The 26,565-nt window shown below is 58.8% G+C and carries 25 protein-coding genes; 11 read left to right on the top strand and 14 right to left on the bottom strand.

Annotation, left to right across the window (positions count from 1 at the left end):
* Window positions 1-6 precede the first annotated feature (6 nt).
* From KIT79_11055 to KIT79_11065, 3 genes are all read left to right on the top strand, one after another.
* A complete protein-coding gene (locus KIT79_11055) occupies window positions 7-1,485 on the top strand; it encodes an anion permease (GenBank protein MCW5829838.1) in 1,479 nt (492 codons plus the stop codon).
* Between the two features lie 107 nt (window positions 1,486-1,592).
* On the top strand, window positions 1,593-2,747 hold the full coding sequence (locus KIT79_11060; GenBank protein MCW5829839.1) for an acyl-CoA dehydrogenase family protein: 1,155 nt from the start codon (window positions 1,593-1,595) through the stop codon (window positions 2,745-2,747).
* A 47-nt stretch (window positions 2,748-2,794) separates the two neighbouring features.
* On the top strand, window positions 2,795-3,406 hold the full coding sequence (locus KIT79_11065) for a hypothetical protein (protein ID MCW5829840.1): 612 nt from the start codon (window positions 2,795-2,797) through the stop codon (window positions 3,404-3,406).
* Here the strand turns inward: KIT79_11065 and arsC are convergent.
* The 7 genes from arsC to KIT79_11100 form a co-directional block, all read right to left on the bottom strand.
* On the bottom strand, window positions 3,393-3,743 hold the full coding sequence (gene arsC / locus KIT79_11070) for an arsenate reductase (glutaredoxin) (protein MCW5829841.1): 351 nt from the start codon (window positions 3,741-3,743) through the stop codon (window positions 3,393-3,395). The two genes, KIT79_11065 and arsC, sit on opposite strands and share 14 nt — an antisense overlap.
* 10 nt (window positions 3,744-3,753) lie before the next feature.
* Complete coding sequence (locus KIT79_11075) at window positions 3,754-4,629, bottom strand: methyltransferase domain-containing protein (GenBank protein MCW5829842.1); 876 nt, start codon at window positions 4,627-4,629, stop codon at window positions 3,754-3,756.
* Between the two features lie 325 nt (window positions 4,630-4,954).
* Window positions 4,955-5,284 carry a sulfurtransferase gene (locus tag KIT79_11080; protein ID MCW5829843.1) on the bottom strand — a complete coding sequence of 110 codons (330 nt, stop codon included), beginning with the start codon at window positions 5,282-5,284 and terminating at the stop codon, window positions 4,955-4,957.
* A gap of 2 nt (window positions 5,285-5,286) precedes the next feature.
* On the bottom strand, window positions 5,287-7,806 hold the full coding sequence (locus KIT79_11085; GenBank protein ID MCW5829844.1) for a CHASE2 domain-containing protein: 2,520 nt from the start codon (window positions 7,804-7,806) through the stop codon (window positions 5,287-5,289).
* Between the two features lie 24 nt (window positions 7,807-7,830).
* Entirely contained in the window at window positions 7,831-8,466 is a 636-nt protein-coding gene (locus tag KIT79_11090; protein ID MCW5829845.1) for a uracil-DNA glycosylase, read from the bottom strand.
* A 148-nt stretch (window positions 8,467-8,614) separates the two neighbouring features.
* On the bottom strand, window positions 8,615-9,955 hold the full coding sequence (gene coaBC / locus KIT79_11095; GenBank protein ID MCW5829846.1) for a bifunctional phosphopantothenoylcysteine decarboxylase/phosphopantothenate--cysteine ligase CoaBC: 1,341 nt from the start codon (window positions 9,953-9,955) through the stop codon (window positions 8,615-8,617).
* A 10-nt stretch (window positions 9,956-9,965) separates the two neighbouring features.
* Complete coding sequence (locus tag KIT79_11100) at window positions 9,966-10,397, bottom strand: hypothetical protein (GenBank protein ID MCW5829847.1); 432 nt, start codon at window positions 10,395-10,397, stop codon at window positions 9,966-9,968.
* A gap of 176 nt (window positions 10,398-10,573) precedes the next feature.
* Here KIT79_11100 and KIT79_11105 point away from each other — a divergent pair, with 176 nt between their 5' ends.
* Genes KIT79_11105 through KIT79_11115 form a run of 3 tightly spaced genes read left to right on the top strand, consistent with a single transcriptional unit; the run spans window position 10,574 to window position 14,009 of the window.
* The gene (locus KIT79_11105) at window positions 10,574-11,395 is read left to right on the top strand and encodes an NUDIX hydrolase (GenBank protein MCW5829848.1); all 822 of its coding nucleotides are present in this window, start codon (window positions 10,574-10,576) and stop codon (window positions 11,393-11,395) included.
* Entirely contained in the window at window positions 11,392-12,045 is a 654-nt protein-coding gene (locus KIT79_11110) for a hypothetical protein (protein MCW5829849.1), read from the top strand. The genes KIT79_11105 and KIT79_11110 overlap by 4 nt, the downstream gene beginning before the upstream one ends.
* A 44-nt stretch (window positions 12,046-12,089) precedes the next feature.
* Window positions 12,090-14,009: a hypothetical protein gene (locus KIT79_11115; protein MCW5829850.1), complete on the top strand. Its 1,920-nt coding sequence runs from the start codon at window positions 12,090-12,092 to the stop codon at window positions 14,007-14,009.
* Here the strand turns inward: KIT79_11115 and KIT79_11120 are convergent.
* The 4 genes from KIT79_11120 to KIT79_11135 form a co-directional block, all read right to left on the bottom strand.
* Window positions 14,006-14,401 carry a hypothetical protein gene (locus KIT79_11120; protein MCW5829851.1) on the bottom strand — a complete coding sequence of 132 codons (396 nt, stop codon included), beginning with the start codon at window positions 14,399-14,401 and terminating at the stop codon, window positions 14,006-14,008. The genes KIT79_11115 and KIT79_11120 overlap by 4 nt on opposite strands.
* A gap of 8 nt (window positions 14,402-14,409) precedes the next feature.
* Window positions 14,410-14,844 (bottom strand): hypothetical protein, encoded by a 435-nt coding sequence (locus KIT79_11125; protein ID MCW5829852.1) that lies wholly within the window; start codon window positions 14,842-14,844, stop codon window positions 14,410-14,412.
* The gene (locus KIT79_11130; protein MCW5829853.1) at window positions 14,841-16,277 is read right to left on the bottom strand and encodes an SPASM domain-containing protein; all 1,437 of its coding nucleotides are present in this window, start codon (window positions 16,275-16,277) and stop codon (window positions 14,841-14,843) included. Before KIT79_11130 ends, KIT79_11125 begins: the two co-directional genes overlap by 4 nt.
* Window positions 16,278-16,361: 84 nt before the next feature.
* Entirely contained in the window at window positions 16,362-16,721 is a 360-nt protein-coding gene (locus KIT79_11135) for a cytochrome c (GenBank protein ID MCW5829854.1), read from the bottom strand.
* A gap of 222 nt (window positions 16,722-16,943) precedes the next feature.
* Here KIT79_11135 and KIT79_11140 point away from each other — a divergent pair, with 222 nt between their 5' ends.
* The 4 genes from KIT79_11140 (at window position 16,944) to KIT79_11155 (ending at window position 22,121) form a co-directional block, all read left to right on the top strand.
* Window positions 16,944-18,737 (top strand): long-chain fatty acid--CoA ligase, encoded by a 1,794-nt coding sequence (locus KIT79_11140; GenBank protein MCW5829855.1) that lies wholly within the window; start codon window positions 16,944-16,946, stop codon window positions 18,735-18,737.
* On the top strand, window positions 18,738-19,628 hold the full coding sequence (locus KIT79_11145; GenBank protein ID MCW5829856.1) for a YihY/virulence factor BrkB family protein: 891 nt from the start codon (window positions 18,738-18,740) through the stop codon (window positions 19,626-19,628). It abuts the gene before it with no gap.
* A 22-nt stretch (window positions 19,629-19,650) separates the two neighbouring features.
* On the top strand, window positions 19,651-20,622 hold the full coding sequence (locus KIT79_11150; GenBank protein MCW5829857.1) for an NAD-dependent epimerase/dehydratase family protein: 972 nt from the start codon (window positions 19,651-19,653) through the stop codon (window positions 20,620-20,622).
* Between the two features lie 233 nt (window positions 20,623-20,855).
* Entirely contained in the window at window positions 20,856-22,121 is a 1,266-nt protein-coding gene (locus KIT79_11155) for an outer membrane beta-barrel protein (GenBank protein ID MCW5829858.1), read from the top strand.
* A gap of 70 nt (window positions 22,122-22,191) precedes the next feature.
* Here the strand turns inward: KIT79_11155 and KIT79_11160 are convergent, their stop codons facing one another.
* Genes KIT79_11160 through rlmN form a run of 3 tightly spaced genes read right to left on the bottom strand, consistent with a single transcriptional unit; the run spans window position 22,192 to window position 24,662 of the window.
* Entirely contained in the window at window positions 22,192-23,049 is an 858-nt protein-coding gene (locus KIT79_11160; GenBank protein MCW5829859.1) for an MBL fold metallo-hydrolase, read from the bottom strand.
* A gap of 6 nt (window positions 23,050-23,055) precedes the next feature.
* Complete coding sequence (locus KIT79_11165; GenBank protein ID MCW5829860.1) at window positions 23,056-23,511, bottom strand: hypothetical protein; 456 nt, start codon at window positions 23,509-23,511, stop codon at window positions 23,056-23,058.
* Window positions 23,508-24,662 (bottom strand): 23S rRNA (adenine(2503)-C(2))-methyltransferase RlmN, encoded by a 1,155-nt coding sequence (gene rlmN / locus KIT79_11170; protein ID MCW5829861.1) that lies wholly within the window; start codon window positions 24,660-24,662, stop codon window positions 23,508-23,510. Before rlmN ends, KIT79_11165 begins: the two co-directional genes overlap by 4 nt.
* Before the next feature lie 348 nt (window positions 24,663-25,010).
* Between rlmN and KIT79_11175 the strand changes: the two genes are divergently transcribed.
* The gene (locus tag KIT79_11175; protein MCW5829862.1) at window positions 25,011-26,555 is read left to right on the top strand and encodes an acyl-CoA carboxylase subunit beta; all 1,545 of its coding nucleotides are present in this window, start codon (window positions 25,011-25,013) and stop codon (window positions 26,553-26,555) included.
* Window positions 26,556-26,565: the final 10 nt, after the last annotated feature.

The raw sequence follows: 26,565 nt of genomic DNA on the forward strand, positions 1-26,565 counted from the left end.
CCGCCCATGTACCCTGAAGAAACCAGCACTCCGGCGGCCAATGCGTCACTCCGGGTGCTGGTGTGCATGGGAGCCGGAATGTCCGTGTGGCTGCTGGCAGCCACTGCACTTGAGCCATCGGCTGCAAAAATGGCTGGGATCCTCGCTGCGGTCATTCTCCTGTGGATTACGGAATCGGTTCCGCTGGCCATCCCGGGAATCGTGGGAACCGCCTTCGCCGCCAGCATTGGCATCGTCCCGGTCCGCGATGCCTTTGGCCCTCTAGCCGACCGCAATCTCCTGCTTTTCATAGGCAGTTTTCTGTTGGCACATGCCGTCGAAAAGCACGGCCTTTCACAGCGCATCGCTTACGGAGCCCTCTCCCTGAACATTGTCGGCGGATCGCCACGCCGGGTGTTCTGGACGATTTCGGCAGTCAGTTTCCTGCTGTCAGCCTGGGTGTCGAATACCGCCACCTGCGCCATGATGCTGCCCATAGCGGTCGGGATCATCACCCGCATCCGGGCCGGCAAGGGAACCCCCGCCGCACGGGACTTCGCCTTCGCACTTGCATTTACCTGTACCTTCTCGGCCAGCATCGGCGGCCTCATGACCCCCGTCGGCACACCGCCAAACCTCATCGGGCTCGCCCAGCTCGAACGGGTCGCGGGGATCACTGTCACCTTTCCGCACTGGTTCGCCACGGTTTCGCCGCCCGCAATTGCCATCTGGATGCTCGGTATGCTTGTACTCGAACGGTCATTCCTGAAAAGCCCGGAAAAGCTGGAGTTGCACCCTGCGTATGCAAGGGAAAAGTTCAACGAACTGGGCCCGATGGGTTCCGGCGAGCGGTGGACGCTTGCCATGCTGCTCTGCACCGTCTCGGCTTGGGTGATTCCACCCGGGATTGTGGCCACAGGCATCGGCGGCAAGGAGTTCGGGGAGTCGCTTACGCGACTCCTGCCCGAGGCATTTGTCCCGCTTCTTTTCACATTTCCGCTGTTCGCAGCCGGCAGCCGGCGAGACAGCCTGGGTTCCAGGCGGCCGGTCCTCGACGCCCGGGATTTCGGCTCGCTCGACTGGAATACCATCTTCCTCTATGGCGGCGGCTTGTGTATCGGTGCGCTGATCGACAAAAGCGGACTCGCCAGTGTCATCAGCACCGGGTTTACCCGGCTGCCCATTTCGTCGCCCCTGCTCATTCTTCTCGCCGGAGTGACTCTCGCGGCCGTTATGAGCGAGTTCGCCTCAAATACCGCATCAGCCAATATCATCGCGCCGATACTTGCCGTTGCTGCTGGCGCGTTCGATATCCCGGCAGATCACCTGATGCTGGCCGCCACTGCCGCCTGCACCCTCGGTTTTCTGCTGCCGGTATCCACCCCGCTTAACGCAATGATCTATGCGACGGGGGAAGTCCCCTTGAGACGGATGATCAGGTACGGTCTCGTCATGGATATTATCGGCATCGTGGTACTGACCGCCTGGTTCCGGCTGATGATGTAACGGTCTGAATGATCTTCAGCCTCGCCAGAGTTCCCGCTTGCCTTGCTCCGGCTGAATAGTCATTCATTCAGGGGCATAACCGGCCCGTCCAAGGAGTTTTCAAGAAGATGCACCACCCCCTGCTGACCCCCGACCATGAAACCTTCCGCCAGACAGCACGGCGATTCATCGAGAAGGAAATCACCCCCTTCGCCGAGGAGTGGGATGAGGCGGGCTGGTTCCCTTCTGAGATATTCCAGAAACTCGGTTCACAGGGGTTTCTCGGTGCCCATTATCCGGAAAAATTCGGCGGCTCTGGACTCGACTTCAGCTACTCCCTCGTGCTGGGAGAAGAGCTAGGAAAGGCAGGACTTGCAGGGCTCTCGATGGCTGTCGCTGTCCATGTCGGCATGGCAAGCCCACCGATCTACAAGTTCGGCTCCGACTATCTGAAAGAGAGATACCTTCCTCATGTTTGTGCCGGGACCAAGATAGCATGTCTGGGGATATCCGAACCGGACGCCGGTTCCGACGTGAATGGTATCCGGACCTTCGCCAGGAAGGACGGCGATGATTACGTCATCAACGGCACAAAAATGTGGATCACCAACGGAGTCCGGTCGGACTTTGTGCTGCTGGTAGCCCGTACCGAGCAGACGGACAGCCACAAGGGACTGACCCTGTTTGTCGTGGACAAGGACTCACCGGGGTTTACCGTATCAAAGCAGATCAAGAAGGTCGGGATGAAATGCTCCGACACGGCGGAACTGGTGTTCGATAACGTGCGCGTTCCCAAGACCCATGTCGTTGGCGAGGTCGGTAAGGGATTTTACCAGATCATGTGGGAACTCCAGTCCGAACGGATCATTGCCGCCGCGACATCGGTGGGCCGAATGGAAAAATGCTTTGAATACGCGATCCGGTACGTGAAAGAGCGGAAAGCCTTCGGCAGGCAAGTCATTGACTACCAGGTGACACGCCACAAGCTCGCCGACATGGCGACGAAGATCGAAACGCTGAAGAACTTCACCTACAACGTTGCACAGGCATGGATAAAGGGAGAATATCCCGTCAAGGAGATATCCATGATCAAGCTGCTGTGCGGGACGTGGGGCTTCGAAGTCGCCGACATGGCCCTGCAGATGCATGGGGGAAATGGTTATACGATGGAATACCCAATCCAGCGTTACTGGCGGGATTCACGCCTCACGCGAATCGGCGGCGGTACCGACGAGATCATGCACGAGATCATTTCCCGGGAAATCCTGAAGGAATGGGAGTAACCGCCGCTCCCTTCCTTTCCCTTCTGCCGCCTATACTGGTCACCGGGATGAAGAAACCGATGCTTCTTCTGCTCTGCCTCATTGCAATCCGGCCCGTTGCCGCAGCCGACGGGACATTGCTGCAGGGGAATGGGGTAGACCTTACGCTCCGTCAATCCGAAGCGCCGCTGACCGACCCTCAGCCGCCGGGCGCACAGGCCCCGAACCTGAGCTTGCGCATGCAGACGACGGACCGTTTTACCCTTGGGCTCCGTGCGGAACTGGAACGGCTTAACTTCATCGCCCCTGCCACTACCGAGAATCTGGGCTCCAGTTTCACGTTCATCGAATATCGCCCGCAGTGGACTGAACACAGGCTGTGGGAACATTCCGTGACGCTGCTGGCCGGGAGCCATATCCGGAGCAGTTCACTCTCACTTGCCCCAGCGCTGAGAGCTGAAACTGGGCTCAACTACCTGGTGTCCGAGAACTGGCGGATCAAAACCAGGCTGGATTGGGATATGGCAGGGGGAAGCCGCTACAACGGCCTTTTCGCAACCGACCGGATCACGTTCCGGATCGGGGTCGGTTACCAGTTCTCGCAGCCACCGCCAACGACTCCCCTGCCCGTTACCGGCAGCGGGCCGCCAGCAGATAACGGCGGTCCTACAATACCTTGAGCGCGTCTTCCGGCTTCGGCCGTCCCAGCGCCGCCTTCTTCCCGTTCACGACGATCGGCCGCTGGATGAGGCGCGGGTGCCTTACCATCGCGGCGATGAGTTCCTTGCGGGTTTTCTTCGGATCGGCAAGCCGGAGTTTCGTGTACTCATCCTCCTTGGTCCGAATGGCCTCGCGCGGCTCCATGCCAAGGAGTTTCAAAAGGCTATCCAGTTCGGTTTCGGTCAGCGGCTCCTTCAGGTAGTCACGGATAACGGGGGCAGCCCCTTTCGACCGGAGCAGGTCCAGCGTTTTCCGTGACGTGGAGCATTTGGGGTTGTGGTAGATCGTGACCGGCATGATCACTCCTTTATGCTGCTGGCTTTCTTGCGTGTTGCGCCCTTGCCTCGATCATCAGCACAACCGGCCCGTATTGCTTGCGTTCACCGGGGACAAGCCCAGACGCCCGGAACATGCCGTCCAGTTCGCTCTCGTCAAAGAACCGGAGGCCGGAGAACCTGCTGGATAGCCGTTCAGCGGCACGGATCCACGGTGTTCTGGAAGTCCGGGTAGTAAGCAGACAGAAGGCGCCGCCTTTCTTCAGCAAACCACCCACAGCCTGCGTAACGGCCGTTGGATCAGGGAAAAGATGGAATGCCGCCATACAGGTCGCATGACTGAACTGGGCCCGCTTCCGGAACGGCAGGTTCTGGACGTCGGCACGAATGTAGATGACGTTTCCAATACCATCGGCCGCTGCCAGCTTGACGGCTTCCTTCAGCATGGGACCGGAAATGTCCACACCTATTACGTCACCTGTAGCGCCCTTGGCGCCGTCCCCGGCCACCAGTTTGGCCAGCGGGCGGGTATACAGTCCCGGCCCGCAGGCAAGATCCAGCAGACGATCCCCCGGCTCCAGCCTGAGCCAGCGGGTGACAGTGCGAAGCTCTTCGTCGAACGTGAGCCCTGGCGATACAGCCCGGACCAGTTGCGGACGCCACTGTTCTTCATAAATCCGGGTAATAGGTGCCATCTCCATCAGCCGCTGCGACGGTGATGGACGACGTCTGCCATTCATGACGAAATCAGGCACCCCATCCCGTACCGGATAGGCCCGGCTGCAACTGGAGCAGCGAAGCTCTCCGTCAATGAGGCGGCCGTTCCGGGGGAGAGGCGACGGACCCGCAGCCAGTTCCTGATGCCCACAAGCGGGACAGGCGAATATATCCAGTAGAGAGAGTTTCATGGCGCTAAAAGTGTGACCCCGCTTACAACCGGCCTCCCTGCAACTGTTTCATTCCTGTCATGCAAAAGAAAAGCGCCTGGCACGGGTTTTACCGGCCCTTTACGCAGCCCCCGTAAAGGGACGTAACCTTGCACTGCCTGTAAGTTGGCTCACAGGGTATCCGGAATGGCCGCGCTAGACTGTAAGCAAGTCCGGGCACGAGTGCGGAAGGAAGTCCGCCCACGCAGATACCCCAAGGCACTCCGGTCCGGATGGTACCCAAACCCTTCTTCCCTCTACCCGAGCGGTCGTGTTGAGCCACACGGCCGCTCACCTTTTCGGCTGATCAGTACCGGGGCATATCGGGATCAATTTCCCGGGCCCATCGTTCCACACCGCCAGCGAGAGACCATACTTCCTTCATGCCCAGTTGCTGCTTCAGGAAAGCGGCCGCATTCAGCGACCTCACCCCATGATGGCATATGGTAACAACCGGCAGGCCGGGCGGGATATCCGGCGCGACATCTTCAAACCGGGAAAGCGGGAACAGGCTGGATCCAGGTATCCGGCAGATATCGAACTCATGCACTTCGCGCACGTCGCAAAGGAATAGTGGCCGCTTTTCCTCAAGCCACGCCTTAAGCTCGGCTGGCGTGATTTCCCATCCTGAGGCCATATCTATTTCGACTTCGCCACGTAGGCGCCGTCCCAGTTCTCGGGCGGCGGGGAAACGAGATATTCCTTCGTACGCTTCAGGAAAACGCCAGCAGGCCCATCCTTGGGGTTCATGGAGAGAATCTTCTCAAACAACTCGATCGCGCCGGGGAAATCACGCCCCATGTGCCGCTTCATCGCCTCATCCCAGATTGGCATTATGTCAGCCAGGACTCCGGTTGTCGTTCCCTTTTTCCCAAACAGCTCGTAAACCTTCACCGGCTTGGTCTTCCCCTTGACGACAAGAAGATCGAGGAACCTGCAATCAATAGCGTCCTTGGCCTGATTATAGGTCTCCTCGCCAATCATCAGATAAATCCCGTACGCCTTGCACTGGGATTCAAGACGTGCGGCGAGGTTCACCGTGTCGCCCATCATCGTGTAGTTAAACCGCGACTGGCTGCCCATGTTACCGATGACCATCGGACCGGTATTGAGCCCGATCCGCATCCGGACCTGAGGGAGCCCCTGCTTGACCCATTCTTCGCGGAGTTCCGCCAGCTTGACCTGCATGTCGATGGCGGAATGGCAGGCGCGGACGGCGTGATCCTCGAACGGGATCGGGGCGCCGTAGAACGACACGATGGCATCGCCGATATACTTGTCCACGGTCGCGTCATACTGGTAGGCGATATTGGTCATTTCAGTCAGAAAGACGTTCAGGAAACTGACCAGCTCTTCTGGCTGCATTTTCTCGGAAAAAGTGGAGAACCCCTCGATGTCCGAGAAGAACGCTGTCAATATCTTCTTTTCCCCGCCGAGCTTCAGCGCACCGGGATCGTCGGCGAGCTTGGTCACCATCGCCGGGTGCAGGTAGTAGCCAAAGGCGCTCTTGATCTGGCGTTTCTCCTTCTCCTCCGTGGCATAGCGGTAAATCGTAATGGCCGAGTAGCTCGCCACCACCGAGAACAGCGGGAAAATCAGGTTGAGCCACACGCCGCGCTGGAAGACATAGAAATTGAGCCAAATGACCCCCGCCATGACGAACACCGTGATCAGGGCGCCCGAAACCGCCGACAGGCGCGGGACAATCACCGCCATCAGGATCGCGATCACCAGCATGATGAACAGGTCCTGGACGTAGGTGACCGGATTCGGAGCGAACTTGAAATCCTGGTTCAGCAGGTTGTTGATCACCGCCGCATGGATCTCGACACCTGGGAGCGCCTTCTCGAATGGCGTTGTCCTAAGATCGTACACGCCGATAGATGTCGCCCCGAACAGGACGATCTTGTCCTTGAAGGTTCCTGGCGGGTAGTTCCCCGATACGGCGTCGGCGAAGCTGATGTGCGGATATGTCCCTTTGCCGCCGTAGTAGTTGATCAGAAGCCGGCCGCGATCATCGGTTGGGATCAGGATATACCGGTCATCCTGATCGGGACCGATCCCTACCTGCGAGATCAGGTTCCCGTAGTTGTCATATTCAAACGCGATCGCCGCCTCCGGACTATATCGTTTCAGATAGGTCAGGGTCGTCTCTACAGCCAGCGATGTGAACACATCCTCGTCGTGCCGGAGGAATACCTCATGACGGCGAATGATTCCGTCCTCATCCTGTTCGGCATTGAAATACCCGAAATGGGCACCCTTGCGTGACAATATTTCCAGGTTCGGAAGCACACCGATGGCGGACGGTATGGCGATATAGGGGTCGTTCGCGGTGCGTTCCCCCCGTTCGATCGCATTCATCACCCGGCTGGGGTACTGGAGCTCAAATCCCTTGACGATCTGCTCCATCGGCAGATCGCCGATTTCGGCCTTGTCCTTGAACATGACATAGCCGAGCACAATCCGGTCACGGTATTTCTCAATGATCTGGGCGAATGCCTCGTCCGATCCAAAATTGGCTGCTTCCTCGATTTCCTTCTGGAGCCGTATCCGGGATTGTTCTACCAGCCCCTGCTGGCGCCTGAGGTCTGCCATCAGCGCCTCGAACTGGCTGCGCGGCGTCTCATCGGGGAGTTGCTCCAGCAGCCGGTTCATCCGGGCATCCAGGTCGGACGGGAGCAGGATCTTGTCCCTGAAGTAGGTTTTTTCCAGCCGTGTCACCAGCTCATGGAATACCGACTTGACCGTCTGGTCATTGGGATCAGGTTCGGCGAATACGGCGTCGAACCCCAGCACGGCCGCGCCATCCTCCATGATGTTCTCGATGCCCCGGCCGATCACCCGGCGCTGCCAGGGCCACCGTCCCAGTTCCTTGTTGGCCTTCTCGTCGATCGTCACGATCACGATACGCGGATCGGCCGGACGGGTACCGGTCATGAGGAACCGGTAGTCGTATGCCTTGCTCTCAATCTGGTTGATGAATGAAAGCCCCTGCGTCTGGAACAGATAGTGAAGCGTGTTGACGGGGTGCATCACCTTGAGCACATAGACCGCCGCCAGAACCAAGAAGACAAAAAATGAGAGTTTGGCGGGAGACAGTCCCAGCCACTTGCGCAACACACTCCGGCCGCTGCTGCCGCTACCCTTGTCTGCCATTTCCCCGTATCCCCTTGCCGGTGCCTATTGTGGCGCCTTGAGCCCCAGTTCCCGCATGACTGCCTTCAGATCCTCCCACGCGAACTTCTTCTGGTTCGGATCCCTGAGCAGGTAGGCGGGATGAAATGTGGGCATCACTTTAATACCCCCGTCGAACTTGTGCCACCGGCCCCGGATCTTGGTAATACCTTCTGCTGTATTGAGCACGAACCGGGTGGACGGCGCCCCCAGGGTGACAATCACCTCGGGACCGATGGCCCGTATCTGCCTCAAGAGGAAGGGGGAACAGGCCGCCGTTTCATCGGGCTCTGGGGGCCGGTCCTTCTGGAACCTGAGATCGACCGTCGGACGGCATTTGACGATATTGGCAATATAGACATCTTCGCGTTTTAACCCCATCGCCTCGATCATTTTGGTCAGGAGCTGACCCGCCTTGCCAACAAAGGGGCGCCCTTGCAGGTCTTCGTCCTTGCCCGGACCTTCACCGATGAACATGAGCCGGGCGCGAGGGTTGCCCTCGCCGAATGCTATCTTTGTCCGTGTCCCGGCAAGCTTGCACCGCTGGCAATCACCCAGGTCAGTCTGGATATCCTCCAGGGTTTCTCCTCTGGTAGTTGCTCCCGATTCAGTAGATGTCTCCGGCTCGCGCAACTTGTCCATCGTTTCTGGCTGCCCACGCCCGTCAGATACGGCTAGCCCTGATCCGGACCCGGCTGCCAGCGGAGCCACATGAAGCCAGTCGATGCCGATCGACTGATAGTATTCAGCCGTTGCGAGAAGACGCTTTCGGTCAGCGGTCACCGGTCCGTCAGCTCCTATTCCGGCGCCGGCCGGACACCGGTCGCCGCGAAACCGGAGGCTTGCTCCGGGCAGGAGCATCCGGCTTCGCCTGCTGCCGGGAAGCAGGCTTCTGATAGTGGCGCAGGATGCGCTGCCATATCCCTGCTGCCACTTCCAGCTTGGAGCCGAATGGAAGTTCTTCCACCTTCCCATCAGGGCTGAACAACGTGACTGCATTGGTGTCTGTATCAAAACCCGCATCGGAACGGGAAACATCGTTCGCCACCAACAGGTCCAGGTTCTTCTCCCTGAGCTTGGCGCGGGCATAGTCAGCAAGGTCGTGTGTTTCGGCCGCAAAACCGACCAGGTACTGGTCCCTTTTCGCCGCACCGATAGCCTTGAGGATGTCAGTTGTCGGCTCCAGATCGATAACCGGCATTTCCTTCTCGCGTCGTTTGAGCTTGCGCCTGGCAGGTTCTGCCGGACGGTAGTCGGACACCGCCGCTGCCTTGACCACGATGTCAGCGGAAAGAAAACCGGCCATGACCGCCTCGTGCATCTCGGCGGCCGTGGTGGTCTGGACCAGTTTCACGCCAGCAGGAGGGGGTATTGCGACCGGCCCGCTGACCAGCGTCACCTCGGCACCATGGCGCGCCGCCATCTGCGCCATCGCGTAGCCCATCTTCCCCGATGACCGGTTCGACAGGAACCGGACCGGGTCAATGGCCTCACGAGTCGGCCCGGCCGTCACCAGCACACGTACGCCCTTCAGGGGCTTGGCGGTCAGCGATGAAGCAACCGCTTCGACAATTGCGTCCGGCTCGGCAAGCCGGCCGGTGCCAGTTTCGCCGCAAGCGAGGTCGCCGCTCCCCGGCGAAACCAGGATAATACCCCGGCTTTCCAGTGTCCGGCAGTTGGCCTGGGTCGCCAGATGGTTCCACATCTCGACGTTCATGGCCGGGGCCATGACCACCGGCACCGTAGCTGCAGCCAGAACTGTTGAAAGCAGATCGTCGGCAAATCCCCAGGCCGCCCGTGCAATGCGGTTGGCCGTGGCCGGAGCAACCAGAATGAGATCCGAATCCCGGGCCAGCCGTATGTGGCCTATCTGGCTTTCCTCGGTGAGATCAAAGAGGTCGCTGGCAACGGGATTTCCCGACAACGTTTGGAATGTGAGTGGACGGACGAATTCCTGGGCGCTGCGTGTCATCATTACCTGCACCGATGCACCAGCCTTCTGGATAAGCCGCATGATTTCGACCGCCTTGTAGGCGGCAATACCGCCCCCCACGGCGAGCAGTATCCTCTTCCCCCGGAGTGCGGGATCACCGGTAATGGCAGCGGCCGGGGAAGCTGGCTTGGATTTCATCGGGCCCCGGCTAGCTCTTCACCCGTTCGGCGATGGAGTCGAAATAGCTTTGCACATGGTCGGTGCTTTTCTGTTCCAGCGCACGGCGTATCTGTGACACCGGAAAGATGAAGCCCTCCTGGGGATGGGCAATACAGAGTTCCTTGAAACCCTCGTTATACCGCCAATCACCGCCGAAGGTCCGCCTGATCACTTCGCCCAGGTAGAAACCCATTTCCTCAATTGTCGGATCTGAAAGGGTATTCTTGGCATAGTTGCGTTCCAGCACGGTGTCGATCGCTTTCAGGGTCGCCCGGCCGAAGTCGAGTTTTTCACCTGTCGCCTTTTCGTGATCCCGGGCGTAGGCATCGGCTTTCTCTTTCGCATGGGTGGCAAGCCGTTCCGGGCTGGCGGAGGCGAGATCATGCGACTTGCGGCTGAACATGACTGCCAAAACAGCCACTACCGCTACAATTCCAACCAGGACCAACAGGGTCGTCATGTCCATAACGGCGAGTTACTCTCCCTCAACTCCTTGTATCACTGGCCATTTTCACGGGCAATGGGCGTTGGCTACCATGGGCGGGCACCAAAACCGGCCTACCCGCAACTCGGCATGGGAGGCCAGGAGATACAACCATGCCTGAATCCATACCGTTTGCATCCACAGTGGTTCTCCTGAGACCGGGAATGGATGTGTTCCTGATGAAGCGGCACGGCAAAAGCGGCTTCATGGGCGGGGTGCATGTATTTCCGGGCGGCAAGGTGGATGAGGATGACCGCGCTGCGGACTGGACTGAAGTCATCGGGGCGGCAGCCGTCAGCCCGCTCACCACAAAAGTTCCCGGCCTCACTGAAACCGACGCACGGGCACTCATTGTCGCCTCCATACGGGAAACCCTGGAGGAAGCGGGAGTGATTCTGGGCGGACCGGCTCCGACGGGACTGGAGGCAGTCCAGCAGAAACTGAACGCCAGCGAAATGCGGTTCCTGGACTGGGTACGCGAGACAAATGTCCGCCTCGACACTGATCGACTGGCCTTTTTCGACCACTGGATCACACCACCCATTGAAAAAAAACGGTTCGATACATTCTTCTTCGCCGCTGCCATCCCTGAAGGCCAGACGGCGACATCGGTCAGCCGGGAAACCACCGAAGGAGTCTGGATGCAGCCAGCCGAGGCCGTGGACCGCTATCGCGCCGGAGAGATCACGCTGGCACCCCCCACCTGCACGACACTGCTGAGACTCTCCAGGTTCCGTGACCCCGGCGAGGCCATTGAAAGCCTCCGCCGCCGCCCCGTCGCCACCATGCTCCCCAAGGTATCGCAGGAAAATGGCCAGATGATTCTCATGCTGCCGGGCCACCCCGGCTATGGCCCACATGAAGGCGAACTGGATCCCGAAGGGCCATCCTGCGTCCGCATGAACGGCGGGAAGTGGTTCCCGGAAACCCGATGAAGCTCCAAAAACTCCGGGTGGCACGGAAACCCCATCCGCTCACAAGGCCCGGTTCCTTTTTCACCGTGGAAGGCTACCGCCTCGTGAACGACTACGGCGGCGGCAAGCGGTCGAAAAGTTATAATTGCGAAAGCGTCCACCGGCGGGGGACCGACGGTGTCGCGATTCTTATCTATCGCCGGGGCCGCCGTGGTCAGACCGAAATTCTCCTCAAGGAATGCATCCGGCCGCCAATACTGCTTCGCGCCCCGCGCGTTAGGAAGAACCGACCCAATCCCCCGCTCCTTCTGGAAATTGTGGCTGGCTCAAGGGAACCGGGCGACCAGACACAAACAGATCTGAAAAAGCGGGCCGCCGCCGAAATTCTCGAAGAGGCAGGCATACGGGTAAAGCCGGCGCTGGTTATGCCTATGGGGTTACCGGTTTTCACATCTCCCGGCGGCCTCTCCGAGGAAGTCCACATCTTCCAGTGCGATGTGACGGGTCTTCCTCAATCGGGAGCGCAAATGCACGGTGCCCATCCGCTCGAACTCCACGCCCCACTACACTGGATTCCCCTGGAAACCGGACTCCAGTGGCTCAGGTCCGGAAAAGTCACCGACGCCAAGACCGAAATTGCAATCAGACGATTTGTGGAATGGGCGAGGTAACTGATCCGTCGCCTTTATAACCGCCTCCGGTTATTAGGTACGGAATGGACCTGATCGTCGGGATGTTCCGGCTACTCCGAACACCGTCGGCTTGGCTGTTGGCGGCAGCCTTGGGGCTTACTGCCCATGCGATTCGCTTCAATCCGGCATCCGGGTTTGTCACCGGCATTGACAACAATCACCAGATTGCCATTCTCGAATGGTTCTACCGGTCGGTCGCCCTCAGTGCCGGTCCGCTTCACTCGCCCGACTTCTACTATCCTGAACCGGGGATGCTCCTGACCTCGGAAGTCCCGGTGGTGCAGGGACTGGTTTACACAGCCCTGCGGACTGCAGGCGCCAACAATTTTCTTGCGTTCAATCTGGCACTTGCATTGCTGCTGTACGGAACAATGGCCGCCGCCTATGCGGCCTTCCGCTACGAGCGGTTTTCCCCCGAAGCATCAATTATCGCGGCGATATTCTATGCGAATTACGATGCCTGGCTGGTCTATCTTCCGGGGTCCATGTGGTATGGAGGCGGATTTGGTCTGCCGCTCGCCTGGATGGGTCTGACCTGTTACCGGCGAGGCGACCACCGCGGAGCGTGGTGGCTCGCCGCATCTCTGGTAGTCCAGTTCCTTGCAAGCATGACGCTGGCCATGGCGGCCCTTCTGCTTGCCGGCACCAGGGCAGTTTCAGACCCGTATTTGCGCCGCCGTTTCCCGGCATTTTGCGCCGCCTGCATCCCGGTCGCCTGGTGCGGGCTCGCTTATGCCAACGCAGCCAGCCAACTGGCGCCATACCCTGCAAGGCTCGGCCTTGGCTTTCTCCTTTCCCAGCAGTTCTTCTACCGGCTCGATTTGTCCAATTTCGTCCCGTGGATTGGCGACTGCTTCGCCTCCGGGTTCAGTCACTTCATTCGCTGGCCCAGTTCCCACGATGCCTTCTCACCGTTCCTTATTCTCTGGACGGCATTTGCATCCATCGCGTGCTGGCAACACCGGACAAGCCGGCAAGCGACCAGCCATACGCTGCGAGTAACAGCCGTAGCCCTAGCCTGCCTGATCGCATTATCTGTGACCGTGCTGATACACTGGAAGCTGTCTGCACAGTTTGGCCTCCCGATCTGGTTCTGGATTGCGACGTTTTGTTTCTGGACCGGCATTCTCTGGACTAGCAAGCGGCTAACAGCTGCGGCGACAACCGGTCCTGCCAGTGAGCTTCTTACACTGAACACAATAATGGGACTGTCGTTTCTCACAGCATTGGGCCCAGTGATTTTCGTGTCGGGTGCGCCGGTCGCAGCCGGACCGGCTGCATTCCTTGATCTTGTGGTTCCGGGCTTTGCCCAGATGCGTGTCACAGCGCGCACATTGCTGGCCGGCGGCTTTGCCCTGTGCATGTTGCTGGCGATGGCCGTGCACAGGTTCTTGTCCCATCGTGACTGGGCCAAAACAGTCGCCACACTCTTGGCCACCGGGCAACTGCTCATGGTTACCCACCGGCTACCATGGCCTGACCCTGCTGGCCGGACGACTGATATTCGTATTCATGCAGAAGCCTGCCCAAGCTGCTCCGATATCGCACTCGGCACCGTACCGCTTCCGTACCAATGGATACTGGCGCACGGGAAAGCCCCACTGCTGGAACTTCCCGCCAGCCAAGGATTCGTGGATGATCCTGATCTCAACCATGACACCATCTACCTGTTTTACTGGCTTCTTGATGGAATACCCCGGCTCAATGGTGTCACTTCAAAAGCGCCTCTGTCTTACCGGCGTTTCGCTGAACAACTGGGCCATTTCCCAGACACCACGACCCTCTCCAGTATCCGCGAACGTGGCGCACGCTGGCTGGTCGTTCATGGAGACCGGTATCCACTGAATGAATGGAAACGGATTCAGGCCGCACTCGATCCGCCGCCTGAAGGGCTCCGCGTGGAACAAAAATGGGGACCGGTCTGGCTCTTTCGGGTAGATTAGCCGTTGCCAGGACCGGGGCCGAGCCGCCGTTCCAGCGCTTCGATCCGCTCCAGAATCCGCGTCATAACGGCCCGATCAAGGCGAGGTTCCTGAAAAACATTACGGATATCCTTGATCGTACGCTGAAGCTCCAGCGCGTCTTCCTCGAACCGGACGACGTGACGGGCCGTAAGATCGTTCTGGTTCATGACGTGCCGGAGCTGGCCGAGCACATCGTCGCGGATTCCTTCGGTAGTGGTGTGATATTTTTCAAGCCGCTGCTCAACCCCATCCAGCCGGGCGTTAAGGCGCGTCTCGGCCCGGCCGATACGGGAGATCGCCCACAATGCCGCTCCCGCTGCCACAACCGACATGGCCCCAACCGACGCCCCCAGCAGAAATCCAGCCTCCATTTGTTTCCCTATCGTTCCGGAGAATGGTCATCCGGGTCGAGACGCCGCTCAATCACTTCAATGCGCTCAAGAATCCGGTTCATAACAGCCCTATCCAGACGGGGTTCCTGGAACCCATTGCGTACATCCTTGATCGTGCGTTGCAGGGCTACCACGTTTTCCTCGAATCTTGTGACGTGCCGCAGAGTCTCTTCTTCCAGCTGGCTGATCCGACCGACAATCAGGTCATTCTGACCCATAACATGGCGAAGCTGGCCAAATACATCATCGCGAATACCCTCGGTCGTGGTGTGATACCTTTCGAGCCGCTGTTCGACACCATCCAACCGGGCATTCAGACGTGTTTCAGCCCTGCCGATCCGGGAGATCGCCCACAGTGCCGCTCCTGCTGCCGCGGCAGCGAGCGAAACCAGAACGATGAATATCATCGTGGCCAGGCTCATACGCGCCCCCGGAAAATACACACAGTCGGCGCAGTGAGACACGGGTCAGCAAATACCCGGTCCAGCATCTGCTGGCGGACCTGGATCGCTTTTGGTGAATTCCACACCGTCTCGAATGGATCACGCGAGAGGTCCCCGATATATTCGCTCAGTTCGTCATGGTAGTAACACATACGAACCTGCCCATCCTCGGCCACCACCGCTCTGGACCACGGAACCATGCATTTCTCCGGGTGCTGGTGGCGCTCGTTCATATGGGCGGAGATTACCTTCTGTTCATCAGTCAACTGCTTTGAGAGAAACCCCTGCCCCACGAAATTGACAGGCAGCGAGTAAAGCTTGGCCCGGCGATAGGCCTCAGTCAGCAAACGATCATGTTCGACAGGATCAATTTTCAGCTGGGCTGCATAATCGAATACATATTCGCCGCCGCCCGGCATCACCCGGCTGGCAGTCCAATCGAAGGTGGGGCCGGGGTTCATGTGAAACAGGTCGACACCGTCCACACCCAGCCGGGCGGCCAGATCAATAAACTCGGGCAGTTCAGGCAATGCCTCGCGCGTAATACACATGTTGACTATGAGGGTCGGATACTTCCGTCCCATGCTTTTCTTCAGCTGCTGAAGATTCCCTATGTTTTCGACAATCTTGGCGAACCCGGGCCCCCGGAGTTTCGCATGTGTTTCGGCGCGGGCAGCATCGAGACTGACATTGATGCAGTCCACACGGCGGCCTTCGATGAGGCGCCGGGCCAGTGGTTCGTCCAGCGTGATGCCATGAGTATTGAACCGGACTTTCGTGGGAGGATCTACCAGCCCTAGCACGTCATCAAAGTAGCGCGCATAAGTCGGCTCGCCCCCACAATGAAGGTACAGGATGTCCAGGTGCCGGAAGACCGGCACGAGATTCACCAGCACGTTCGGACTCATGTCGAATTCATCGTTTTGAGTTCGCTTGTTCCGCTCGCAGATGCCGCATGGGGGATTGATGTTGCAGCGGGTGGTAAGCGCCAGCGTCATTTCTTCCGGATACGAGGTGACACGCGTGATGCCAGCCTCGAACTCTTCCCGCAACCGGCGCCGGTTCTGTTCAGGAGCGGCCAGGCGGGATTCTGCGCTCACCCCGATGCTGCCAGCACGGGTCTGCCAACCGGCAGTTTCATCCAGCTTCTGCTCCAGCTGGTCCAAACGTTCCATCATCTTGGCCAGATGTGGCCGCAGGAAGGCACCCGGTTCGTCTGGTCGTGTGCCGGTTTCCGCCGCCACTGAACTACCAGTATGATTCAGGGATTCCCTAACCTGCTGATGGACCTGATCGAACCGGTCGTGCATCCGGGTTTCAAACCGCCCCACGCGTGAAATGATGAACAGCGCGGTCCCCAGGATCAGGAGCACCAGTCCGAAACCGGCAGTAACGATCAGCAACTCGTTCATCTGTAGCAAAGCGTAACGCCCCCTGCACAGCCGAAACAACCGGATTGGTGCAGACCCCGCTTTGACAACATTGTGATACGTGATTCAGGGGGTCGAAGCGCCTTCGGGACTGTCCTGGCTAGTAGCATTCGCGGCCTTTTCCGCTGCCTGGGCGAACTCCTCCGCCGTGCCGCTCAACGAGCGGATAAAGTGGATGATCGACCATGTCTCCCGGGGCCGCAAATGCTTCCAAGAGGGCATCCCCTTCATGGGACGGCCCATCTGGATCGTGAGATAAAGTTCCGTGTCGGATCTCGATCGGCTCCACTCCGGCCGGTTGAAGTGTGGAGCCGTCGGCCGCATGGCGATCGTCGGGCCAGGTGCTCCAGTGGCGCTGTGGCAGGCCATGCACGCAAGCTGATACGTTTTCTTCCCGGCATCGAGGCTTTCCTGCGTAAGGGGCACGGGATTGTAGCTGCTGCCCAATCCCTGCGATGGAACTCCATGCTCCGCAGCATCCCCCGAAGCTAAAGGCTCAGGGCGAGGCTGGCAGGCGAAGAAAAGGGAAGCCGCAATCAAGAAACCAAGAGAGGGGAACCGGTTCATGGCACATTTACATAAAGCCTGACTGTTATCCCGTCAAAACAGGTATGGCCCTGCCCAGCGGGATTTGATACGTTAACGCCCATGTCCGGAACCCTTACGGAACTGATCATCGAACGGCACTCGAAGTCGGGCGAGCAGCCCGCCATTCGTTTCTGGAACGGCAAGGAATGGATCTCTCTTACCTGGTCGGAATTTATCTGGCGGGTGGCAGAGATCGGTCTCGGCCTTGAGGTGACAGGTCTCAAGCGCGGCGAAGTAGTGAATATCCTCGCGGCCACCGGCTTCGACTGGGCAGCCATTGATCTGGGAACGCTGGTCGCCGGAGGAGTTAGTGTCGGCCTGTATCCGACCCTCACTCCTGAACAGGTACGCTATCAGCTCGATCATTCGGATTCCGTCTGCCTGTTTGTCGAAAACCAGGCACTCTATGACCGGATCAGGCCCATCCTCAGGGAGCTTACCAAGCTCCGTTACATCATCGCCATCAATCCTGTCACCGATCCTGCCGAATCCCGGCTCATGCCGCTGGAAGCGGTGCTCAGCAAGGGCGCGAACATGAATGCCCGGGACTCAACAACCTGGATGCACCGGGCCAACCAGGCATCACCCGACGATCTGGCTGTCCTGGTCTACACGTCAGGAACCACCGGCCCGCCCAAGGGGGCGATGCTCACGCACCGGAATATCCGGGCCTTCGTGGACCGGATTCCCGAAATGCTGCCAATCAAGGGAACCGATCACACAGTCGCTTTCCTGCCAATGGCACATGTGGCCGAACGCGTAGTGGGCCACTACGGCCGGCTGAATACCGGGGCATCGGTCACCTTTGCCCGTTCGCCGGAGACACTGGTGGAAGATATCGGCCTCGCCAAACCGGACTTCTTTGGATCAGTCCCGCGCATATTCGAGAAAATCCATGGGAAATTTGTCGAGGGACTGGAACGGATGCCACCGGAAAAACGGCGGCTTGCCGAATGGGCCGTGGATATGGGCCGCCAGCACAGTCGCGTTATCCAGCGGCGGGGAAAGCCGGGCTTGTGGCTCTCGATCCGTCACCGGGTCGCCAAGGCTCTCGTTCTCGGCAAGCTCAAGGACAAGCTGGGCGGCCGGGTCCGGTTCCTGATCTCAGGAGCCGCTCCCATCAGTTACGACCTGCTCGAGTTTTTTCATGCTTTCGACCTCTTGCCACTGGAGGTTTATGGACTGACCGAATCGTCGGCCATTTGCACCGCCAATACTCCGGATGCCTACCGGTTTGGATCCGTTGGGAAGGCCATACCAGGCATCGAAATACAGATTGCCCCGGACGGTGAAATCCTCATCAAGGGCGATCTGGTATTCAAAGGATATTTCAAGGAGCCCGGAGCGACAGCCGAAACGTTTCGTGACGGATGGCTCTGCACGGGCGACATCGGTGAGCTGGATTCAGATGGTTTTCTGAAGATCACCGATCGCAAGAAAAACATCATCATTACCGCTGGCGGCAAGAACATAGCCCCGGCGGGCATCGAGAACCTTCTGAAATCCCATCCGCTGGTGGGACAGGCCCTCTACCACGGCGACCGGCGCAAGTTCCCGAGTGCGCTTATCGTCCTGGACCCGGAAGCTGCTCCGGCCTGGGCGAAATCCCGGAACCTGCCTCCCACTCTAGCCGAACTTGCCCGCCACCCCGATCTGCTGGCCGAAATCGGCACACACGTCGAAAAGGTGAACCAGTCGCTTGCCCAGTACGAACAGGTCAAAAAATGGATGGTTGTCCCCGAAGAGTTTACCGTTGACAACGGCCTGCTTACCTCGACCCTCAAGGTCAGGCGCAAGGAAGTGGAAACCCGGTACCGGGAAGTGCTGGACGGCTTCTATCAGGGCGAACACTGAATGAGGCTGGTCTCATTTGATGTAAAACGCCGGGCAGCACTCAGGCGGGCTGGCTTCTGGAAGGATTATCTGGTCGCCGGGCACCGCAACGATCTGGTGGGCGAATCAGGCAAACTGGCATTCTTCATGGTTCTGGCTTCGCTCCCGTTCGCGCTGCTGGTATTCACCGTCATCAGCCTTCTCCCCACCGAGGGGATGGAAACCGTGCTCGTCGACACGCTTGCCCGTCTGGTCCCCCGCCCGGCAGTGCCCGTTCTCAAGCAGAACCTTGTCAATACGCTGTCAACGAATGCGGGAGCTACTGTCTGGGTAGGGGCTCTTGGGTCAATCCTGATCGCCGCACGTGGAGTTGCTGTCTTTGAAACCAACATCAACCGCGCCCGCGGAACCACCGACGAGCGTTCCTATCTGCGGGCCTGGTTTGAGCGCATCGTCATTTCCGCAGTTCTCGGAATGCTCATGTCTGCGGCACCCTTGATCCTGCTCTCCGGCTGGCGGATAACGGAGTTTCTCGCTTCCCAGCTTCATACACCCCAGCTCACGCTGACACTCTGGCATGTGACACGTTATGCGGTCGTCATCCTGATGGTGACACTGGCAGCGTCGGTCCTGTATGCCGTCGGTACTGCCAATGACCGGCCCTGGCGATGGTTTACCGCCGGGACACTGATGGCTACTGCCGGCTGGCTTTCGGGTTCACTGATATTCAAGGCCCTGCTCGGCCGCTTCCGCGACTATAACGTGATCTACGGATCGCTGGGCTCGATATTCATCACCATCACCTGGATATACATGAGTTGCCTGTTCTTCATTGCTGGCGCCTGGCTGGATGGTTCGCTCGACAAGGCCGTCAACGGCGAGACGGCCCCGACCCCGGCGGCAATTGCCTGACGGGTATGCTATCGGAACCACCGTGGCCAGAAACCATTTCGTCACCGGCGCGGCCGGTTTCATCGGGTTCCATGTCTGCGAGCGGCTGCTCAGGCGCGGCGACCGCGTGATCGGTTTTGACAATCTGGACCCGTTTTATCCGCGGATCGTCAAGGAAGAAAACCTCAAGACACTCGAGCGGCTCGGGGACTTCCACTTCTGCGCAGGTGATATCCGAAGCCACGAGGATCTCGACGACGCCATTCGCGGCCAGCCCAAGATCGATACCATCGCCCATCTGGCCGCCCGTCCCGGCGTGTCCAATTCGATCCTGAACCCGGCCGAATGCATGGATATCAATGTGCAGGGCACGGTTCAGGTATTCGAGCTGGCCCGACGGGTCCGCCCGGATGTTTGCGTGGCGGCCTCCTCGTCCTCAGTTTACGGCAACCAGACGAAAATGCCGTTCGAGGAAGAGGATACCGTAGACCGTCCCATTTCGCCCTACGGTGTCTCCAAACGGGCCTGCGAACTGCTGGCCTATACCTACTGGCTCAATTTCGGGATTCCCTTCACGGTCATCCGCCCGTTCAGCGTGTATGGCCCGCGTGGACGGCCCGATATGGTGATATACAAGTTCGCCTGGCGGATGCGTGAAGGAAAGCCCATTCCGGTCTGGGGCAATGGCAGCCAGAAGCGGGATTTCACCTTTATCGGCGACTTCGTCGACGGATTTGTGGCAGCCCTCGACAAGCCGCTCGGCTATGAGATCATCAATCTCGGCGAAAACCGGCAGGTCGTATTGAACGATCTGATCACGGACATGGAGAAGGCCCTGAACGTGACAGCCATACGCGAGCACCAGCCAGCCCGGACTTGGGACATTCCGGCTTCATGGGCATCGGTGGACCGGGCCCGGAAGCTACTCGGTTACGAACCCAAGACAGGCATCCGCGACGGCCTCCAGCAATTTGTTGACTGGTTCGCTACACTCAAAGAACCGGTCCGGATATAGCAGTCTGTGGCCTCCCCATTGCCTCCTAATGCTTGATTTCTGACCACACTGGACCGGCTACGCCTCGGATTTAGGCACGCCCGGGACACTTCTTCAAGTAGCCACTTCGTCACTATTTAATTTACATCAATAAATTCAGAGTGTTATAGACATCAGGGGGCTATCGAACTGTTGGTACCGGTTTTGTAACAGAGCCTGAACCAACGTGCCTGAAGGAGGCAAAAGGGAAACACATGAAGAACAGAAACACATTCCTAACGATCCTGACCGCCGCGTGCCTGTCGCTCGCGGCTACCGTGCATGCCCAGGAGACAAAATCTCATAGCGACGCAATGGCCGCCGCCGGCCACACTCAGCACAGCGCATCGGTATCTGGAGGCGAAGGCCTTGGGGGCTTTACCTTTACCGGATATGTCGATGCCCTCGCCGCTTATTCGACGGCTAGCCCCAACTTTCGTGGCGGCACCCGAATTGGGAACCCGCTGCTGGCAGGTTCGTCAGGTGGGCTCAACCTGATGAGCCCTACAGGGCTTCGTCCATGCCGTGCTAACACTAGTACCTGTCGTGACAACGACCTGACATTCCTGGCGGGTGAAGTCCTCCTGCAGATGCAGAAAGACTTTGGTGGCAAGGGCATCGCCGCAGCGACATTGTCCTTCGCGGAAGCCGGATCCGGAACCGCTGGGCCCAATGAAACCGGTAGCACGGCCTTTGCTCTGACTGTCGAAGAGGCATATGCCGGTATCAATATCGCGGAGAACCTGAACTTCTACATGGGCCGGTACATCGCACCCATCGGAATCGAATCGGTATGGTCCAATGCCCGGAAAAACATCACCATGTCGAACCTGTTCGCCGGTTCCCTGCCATTCTACTACACCGGCGCCATGCTGGCCTACGAGCCTGAGTCCGGGCCGTTCTTCAAGGCGATGATCTTCAACGACGCCCTCGGCACCAACGATGATGGTGGAGTCGACAAAGGGTTCAGCTTTCTTGCCGGCATTACCCAGGAGAATATGTACGCCGGTCTGACCTGGGTGGCGAGTCCATCCACGCAGGCGGGAACCCGGAAGACCGACTGGTGGCATCTGTTCAACCTGGATCTCACCTTCACGGCCGACAAGGCATCCATCGCATTCGAGACGGTTTATTCGCGCAACTTTGTATCCGGATCTGACCAGCAGTGGATCGGTGCGATGGCAATCGTTGGATTCAAAGCTACAGATGCAGTCGAAGTCGGTCTGCGAGCCGAGTATAATTACCTGGATCCGGAGTTTGCTGCTGCAGTTGGCGTGGATCCGGCCACTTTTGGTGGTGCCCCGCTGGGATCATTCAAGGGTATGGGGCTTTCGCCATTCGTGATCTACACGGTAACGGACGGCCTCTTCGTCCGCGGTGAATACCGCTATGACGTCGAAAACCCGTTTGGGGGCAGCAAGAAGGGTGCGGAATACGGTCACGCGCATCTTCTTGGCCTGAACCTGAACGCCACGTTCTAGCCTGACCTTTACGGCCAAAACGAAACCCCGCCCGGCAACCCGGGCGGGGTTTCTGTTTTCGACACATCGTTCAGATGGTTTTCAGGAAATCCTCGAGCTGGCGGCGCATCGAGCATGCGGGCAACTGCATCCTGTCCCCATGCCCCGGCAGTACCCATTCAAAGGAATAGTCCAGCAGTTTCTTCAGCGACCGTTTCTGCTCGGCCCAGGAATACCAGGCGACGCCGGGCGATGCTCCAAGACCATTGCGTTCACGGCTCCACCAGAGATGATCGCCGGAAAACAGGTATTTGCCGTCAACCAGCAGTGCGAGATGCCCTTTGCTGTGCCCCGGCACCGGAATGGCCACAAATCCCGGGGCCAGATCAACGTCGGCAGTTCCTTCCAGCACCCGCTCGGCGTCCGGCTGGGCTGAAAGATCATCATGATGGATGGTGCGCTCCGCTCCGAACTGACGTGCGTATTTCCCGGCATCGGCCACATCGTCACGATGGGTCAGGAAGATGTGACGCACACCACCCGCCTCCTCAAACTTTTTGACCAGATGGGGAACAAACCGCGGCGCGTCCACCAGCCAGTTTCCCCTTGGGTGCTGGATGAAATAGCTGCTGCCACCAAACGAATCTTTTGAAGTAAATCCGCAGTAAGACACCGGTCCATCAATGGGGAGCGGGAAATCCCCGATCACCTCGCGGGATTTGTTCTTGCCCAGTGTGCCAATGGAACCTGTCGGACAGGCCAGCATGGCCCGCGTGGCAGCGCGGGTGTCCGTTTCCCGCGACGGCTGCATGCATACGAAGGAATGGTCAGCCACCTCGTCAAAGGTTTCCGGTGCAAGCTGCCGGCAGGTGTCGCAGTTGATGCAGGTCGAGTCTACGAAAAAGTCGCCGGGGATATTCTCCGCCACGGCCCTGGCGCGGCTGGCCATGGTTTCCTAGCCCCCGCTGCCTTGACCGCCACCTGCCCCCTTCACGACGAACTCGGTGAACGCGACACGGGCATCCCCGGTCCACAACTCCATCTGGTAACGGCCGGGCCCCTGTATCCCGAACTGCCGGGGAGTCAGCTTCGGCCCCGCTATGCACACAACAGAACGGTTTGGGTCCACATCAATGGTCGTGGAGTTGATTTCTTCCCTTGCTGTCTGTCCATCGGGCCCGCTGATCACCGCGAGATAAAGCTTGTGAACCTCGCTGCTCCCGAACGGGGAAGGACGCCGAATTGCCATGCTCATGGGTTCATCAATGGCGAATTCGCTGCGCACATTATCCAGTTCGCACATGGGATTCCGGAATGTCCCGAATTCAATCACGACACGGGAATCCACGGCCGGTCTGGAACACGAAGGAAACACCAGCCCCGCCAGCACCAGTAACCAGTATCTTTTCACCGCGGCACCTTCACTTTTCCCGTTTCGATACCCTTCAACATGCCGCAAGCGGCCGAAATATCCCGCCCCCTCGGCGTCCGGACACGGGCGTTCATGTGATGGGCGATCAGGTAGTTCTGGAACTCCTGAACCTGTGCCGGTTCTGGCGTTTCAAGATCGGGACCAGGAAAAGGATTCCACGGCAACAGGTTGATCTTGCATGGAATATCTGCGAGCAGCGCGGCGAGCCGCCTGGCATCGTCAAGTGTGTCATTCAGTCCCTTAAGCATGACGTATTCTATCGTGATCTTCCGGCGGCCATCGAGCGGCACTTCGCGGAGCGCCTCGATCAGCCTAGCGATCGGCCATTTCCGGTTGATCGGCATGATCCGGTCGCGAACCTTGTCGGTGGTCGCATTGAGCGACACGGCCAGATTTACATTCGTGATCTGGCCGAACTTGCGAATCTGGGGGACGAGGCCCACGGTCGAAACCGTCACCTTGCGCGCCGATATCTTGAAGCCGAAATCATCGGTCAGCACCTCACAGGCTTTGGCCACCTTTTCCAGGTTCTGGAGCGGCTCGCCCATGCCCATGAACACGATGTTGGAAAGCCGCCGCTCGGGAAACAGCTCTCTCATGGCAAGCTTGACATGAAGCACCTGTCCAAGGATTTCCCACACTTTCAGGTTCCGCCGAAGCCCCATCCGCGCCGTCAGGCAGAATTCGCAAGCCATCGCACAGCCCGCCTGGGAGGAGACACACAGTGTCATCCGGTCGTCTTCGGGGATGAGTACCGATTCGATGAACTCCCCGTCGTCCATCCGGAACAGGAACTTGGTTGTACCGTCCACCGATTGTTCGCGCCGTGCTTCCTCCGGCATGCGGATTTCCGCCAGTTCTGCCAGCCCCTCACGAAACCCCTTGGCAAGGTTCGACATCTGGCCAAAATCAGTAATCCCCCGGTCATAAATCCAGAGCATCAACTGCCGGGCCCTGAACTTTTCCTTGCCCAGCCGGGTCAAATACGCCTCCAGATCGGAGGGGGAAAAATCGAGCAGATTCACCCGGCCCTCTTCAGGTTTAATGCCGGTAGTAGCAGGTGGTTCGGCCAGTTCGTTCAGAAACGTGGCATCGACCACCGCTGGGGCCCCGGGGCGAGTTTTCAACATCTGGTCGGTGGTCGCACTCACGTTACGGTTACCCGGACTCCCATAAATCCTGCCAGAAGGCCACTTGGAACATTTTGGACATTCCCCTGTGGAAAACAACCTGATTGGAAGAGTTGCCCGCCAGCATACCAGAATGGTTTCCGACGACGTAGATCACTTGTACCTATTGGCCCAATTGCGTAGCGTTCTTCGCACTTTACGGTTCTTCTTTTCGCCCGACAGGAACCTTGACCGGCGAGTCAAGCGGCGGTTATTGACGCGGGCCGTCGGCGGGGTATTCCGGGTTCCATCCCGGGCGGCCAACGTCGCGCAATCCATCATTCCGGCAGAAAGAGATTCCCCATGACAATGGAAGCGAAACTGAAACTCCTGCGCGAGCGCGAGGCTTTGGCCGAGGCCGGCGGCGGCAAGGATCGGATCGAGAAGCAGCACAAAGCCGGGAAGCTGACAGCCCGGGAACGGATCGAGTTTTTCTTCGATCCCGGTACCTTCGTCGAACTGGACAAGTTCGTCGTCCATAACTGTTCGGATTTCGGCCTCGACAAGGAAAAATACTACGGCGATGGCGTCATCACTGGCTACGGCCTCGTGAACGGCCGGCTAACCTATGCTTTTTCCCAGGATTTCACCGTATTCGGAGGCTCACTCTCCGGTGCCTTTGCCCGCAAGGTCTGCAAGATTATGGACCTCGCCATGCAGAATGGCGCCCCTTTTGTGGGCCTCAACGATTCGGGCGGCGCCCGCATCCAGGAGGGAGTTGATTCGCTTGGCGGATATGGCGATATCTTCACCCGGAACGTCCACGCCTCGGGCGTCGTTCCCCAGATCAGCGCCATCATGGGTCCCTGCGCCGGCGGTGCGGTCTACAGCCCGGCTATGACCGATTTCATCCTGATGACGGCCAAGTCGGCCTATATGTTCGTGACCGGCCCGGATGTCATCAAGACGGTAACTCATGAGGAAGTCACCAAGGAGGATCTCGGCGGCGCGCGCGCCCATTCGACACGCTCAGGCGTCTGCCACCTGACGGCGCCGGACGACAAACAGCTTCTCGCCCTGATCCGCGAACTGCTATCCTACATGCCTCAGAACAACCGCGAGGACCCGCCGGTAAAGCCCACCCGTGATGACCCCAGCCGGGCAACGACGGAAATCAGCCAGATCGTGCCAGATGAGGCGAATATCCCCTACGACATGAAGCAGATCATCCGGGCGGTGGTTGACGACGGCGAGTTTCTGGAAATCCAACCGGACTATGCCCAGAATATCATCGTCGGCTTCGCCCGCGTGAATGGCCGACCGATCGGAATCACTGCCAACCAGCCCGATCATCAGGCAGGCGTCCTCGATATCAACTGCTCGATCAAGGGAGCGCGGTTCGTCCGGTTCTGCGACGCGTTCAACATCCCTCTCGTCACTTTTGTGGACGTCCCCGGCTTCCTGCCCGGCACTACCCAGGAATACGGCGGAATCATCAAGCACGGAGCCAAGCTCCTGTATGCCTTTATCGAGGCCACGGTACCCAAGATCACCATCATCACCCGCAAGTCTTATGGCGGTGCGTACGTCGTGATGGCCTCAAAGCACTCGCTTGCCGACGTAAACTATGCCTACCCGACGGCCGAAATCGCCGTGATGGGGTCGGACGGCGCTGTGAACATCATCTTCCGTGACGAGCTGAAGAACGCCAAGGACCCTGTTGCCGAAAAGAACCGGCTGGTGGAGGACTACAAAGATAAGTTTGCCAGCCCCTACAAAGCAGCTGAGAAGGGCTTCATCGACGAGATCATCCATCCGGCCGACACGCGCAAGAAGATTGCCCAGGCGCTTGAGATGCTGAAGAACAAGGTGCGCGTCAATCCTCCCAAGAAGCACGGGAACATCCCGCTCTGAACCGGATACT

This window comes from Deltaproteobacteria bacterium, assembly GCA_026129095.1.
Lineage (GTDB): Bacteria > JAGRBM01 > JAGRBM01 > JAGRBM01 > JAHCIT01 > JAHCIT01.

Bases quoted from the DNA above. Each gene is read 5' to 3' on its own strand.
- KIT79_11110 (MCW5829849.1), top strand. From the start codon at position 11,392: ATGAAGCTCCAAAAACTCCGGGTGGCACGGAAACCCCATCCGCTCACA.
- rlmN (MCW5829861.1), bottom strand. From the start codon at position 24,662: ATGTTGAAAACTCGCCCCGGGGCCCCAGCGGTGGTCGATGCCACGTTT.
- KIT79_11080 (MCW5829843.1), bottom strand. From the start codon at position 5,284: ATGGCCTCAGGATGGGAAATCACGCCAGCCGAGCTTAAGGCGTGGCTT.
- coaBC (MCW5829846.1), bottom strand. From the start codon at position 9,955: ATGAAATCCAAGCCAGCTTCCCCGGCCGCTGCCATTACCGGTGATCCC.
- KIT79_11090 (MCW5829845.1), bottom strand. From the start codon at position 8,466: ATGGACAAGTTGCGCGAGCCGGAGACATCTACTGAATCGGGAGCAACT.
- KIT79_11155 (MCW5829858.1), top strand. From the start codon at position 20,856: ATGAAGAACAGAAACACATTCCTAACGATCCTGACCGCCGCGTGCCTG.
- KIT79_11105 (MCW5829848.1), top strand. From the start codon at position 10,574: ATGCCTGAATCCATACCGTTTGCATCCACAGTGGTTCTCCTGAGACCG.
- KIT79_11060 (MCW5829839.1), top strand. From the start codon at position 1,593: ATGCACCACCCCCTGCTGACCCCCGACCATGAAACCTTCCGCCAGACA.
- KIT79_11145 (MCW5829856.1), top strand. From the start codon at position 18,738: ATGAGGCTGGTCTCATTTGATGTAAAACGCCGGGCAGCACTCAGGCGG.
- KIT79_11065 (MCW5829840.1), top strand. From the start codon at position 2,795: ATGAAGAAACCGATGCTTCTTCTGCTCTGCCTCATTGCAATCCGGCCC.
- KIT79_11120 (MCW5829851.1), bottom strand. From the start codon at position 14,401: ATGGAGGCTGGATTTCTGCTGGGGGCGTCGGTTGGGGCCATGTCGGTT.
- arsC (MCW5829841.1), bottom strand. From the start codon at position 3,743: ATGCCGGTCACGATCTACCACAACCCCAAATGCTCCACGTCACGGAAA.
- KIT79_11130 (MCW5829853.1), bottom strand. From the start codon at position 16,277: ATGAACGAGTTGCTGATCGTTACTGCCGGTTTCGGACTGGTGCTCCTG.
- KIT79_11160 (MCW5829859.1), bottom strand. From the start codon at position 23,049: ATGGCCAGCCGCGCCAGGGCCGTGGCGGAGAATATCCCCGGCGACTTT.
- KIT79_11085 (MCW5829844.1), bottom strand. From the start codon at position 7,806: ATGGCAGACAAGGGTAGCGGCAGCAGCGGCCGGAGTGTGTTGCGCAAG.
- KIT79_11175 (MCW5829862.1), top strand. From the start codon at position 25,011: ATGGAAGCGAAACTGAAACTCCTGCGCGAGCGCGAGGCTTTGGCCGAG.
- KIT79_11115 (MCW5829850.1), top strand. From the start codon at position 12,090: ATGGACCTGATCGTCGGGATGTTCCGGCTACTCCGAACACCGTCGGCT.
- KIT79_11055 (MCW5829838.1), top strand. From the start codon at position 7: ATGTACCCTGAAGAAACCAGCACTCCGGCGGCCAATGCGTCACTCCGG.
- KIT79_11125 (MCW5829852.1), bottom strand. From the start codon at position 14,844: ATGAGCCTGGCCACGATGATATTCATCGTTCTGGTTTCGCTCGCTGCC.
- KIT79_11075 (MCW5829842.1), bottom strand. From the start codon at position 4,629: ATGAAACTCTCTCTACTGGATATATTCGCCTGTCCCGCTTGTGGGCAT.
- KIT79_11140 (MCW5829855.1), top strand. From the start codon at position 16,944: ATGTCCGGAACCCTTACGGAACTGATCATCGAACGGCACTCGAAGTCG.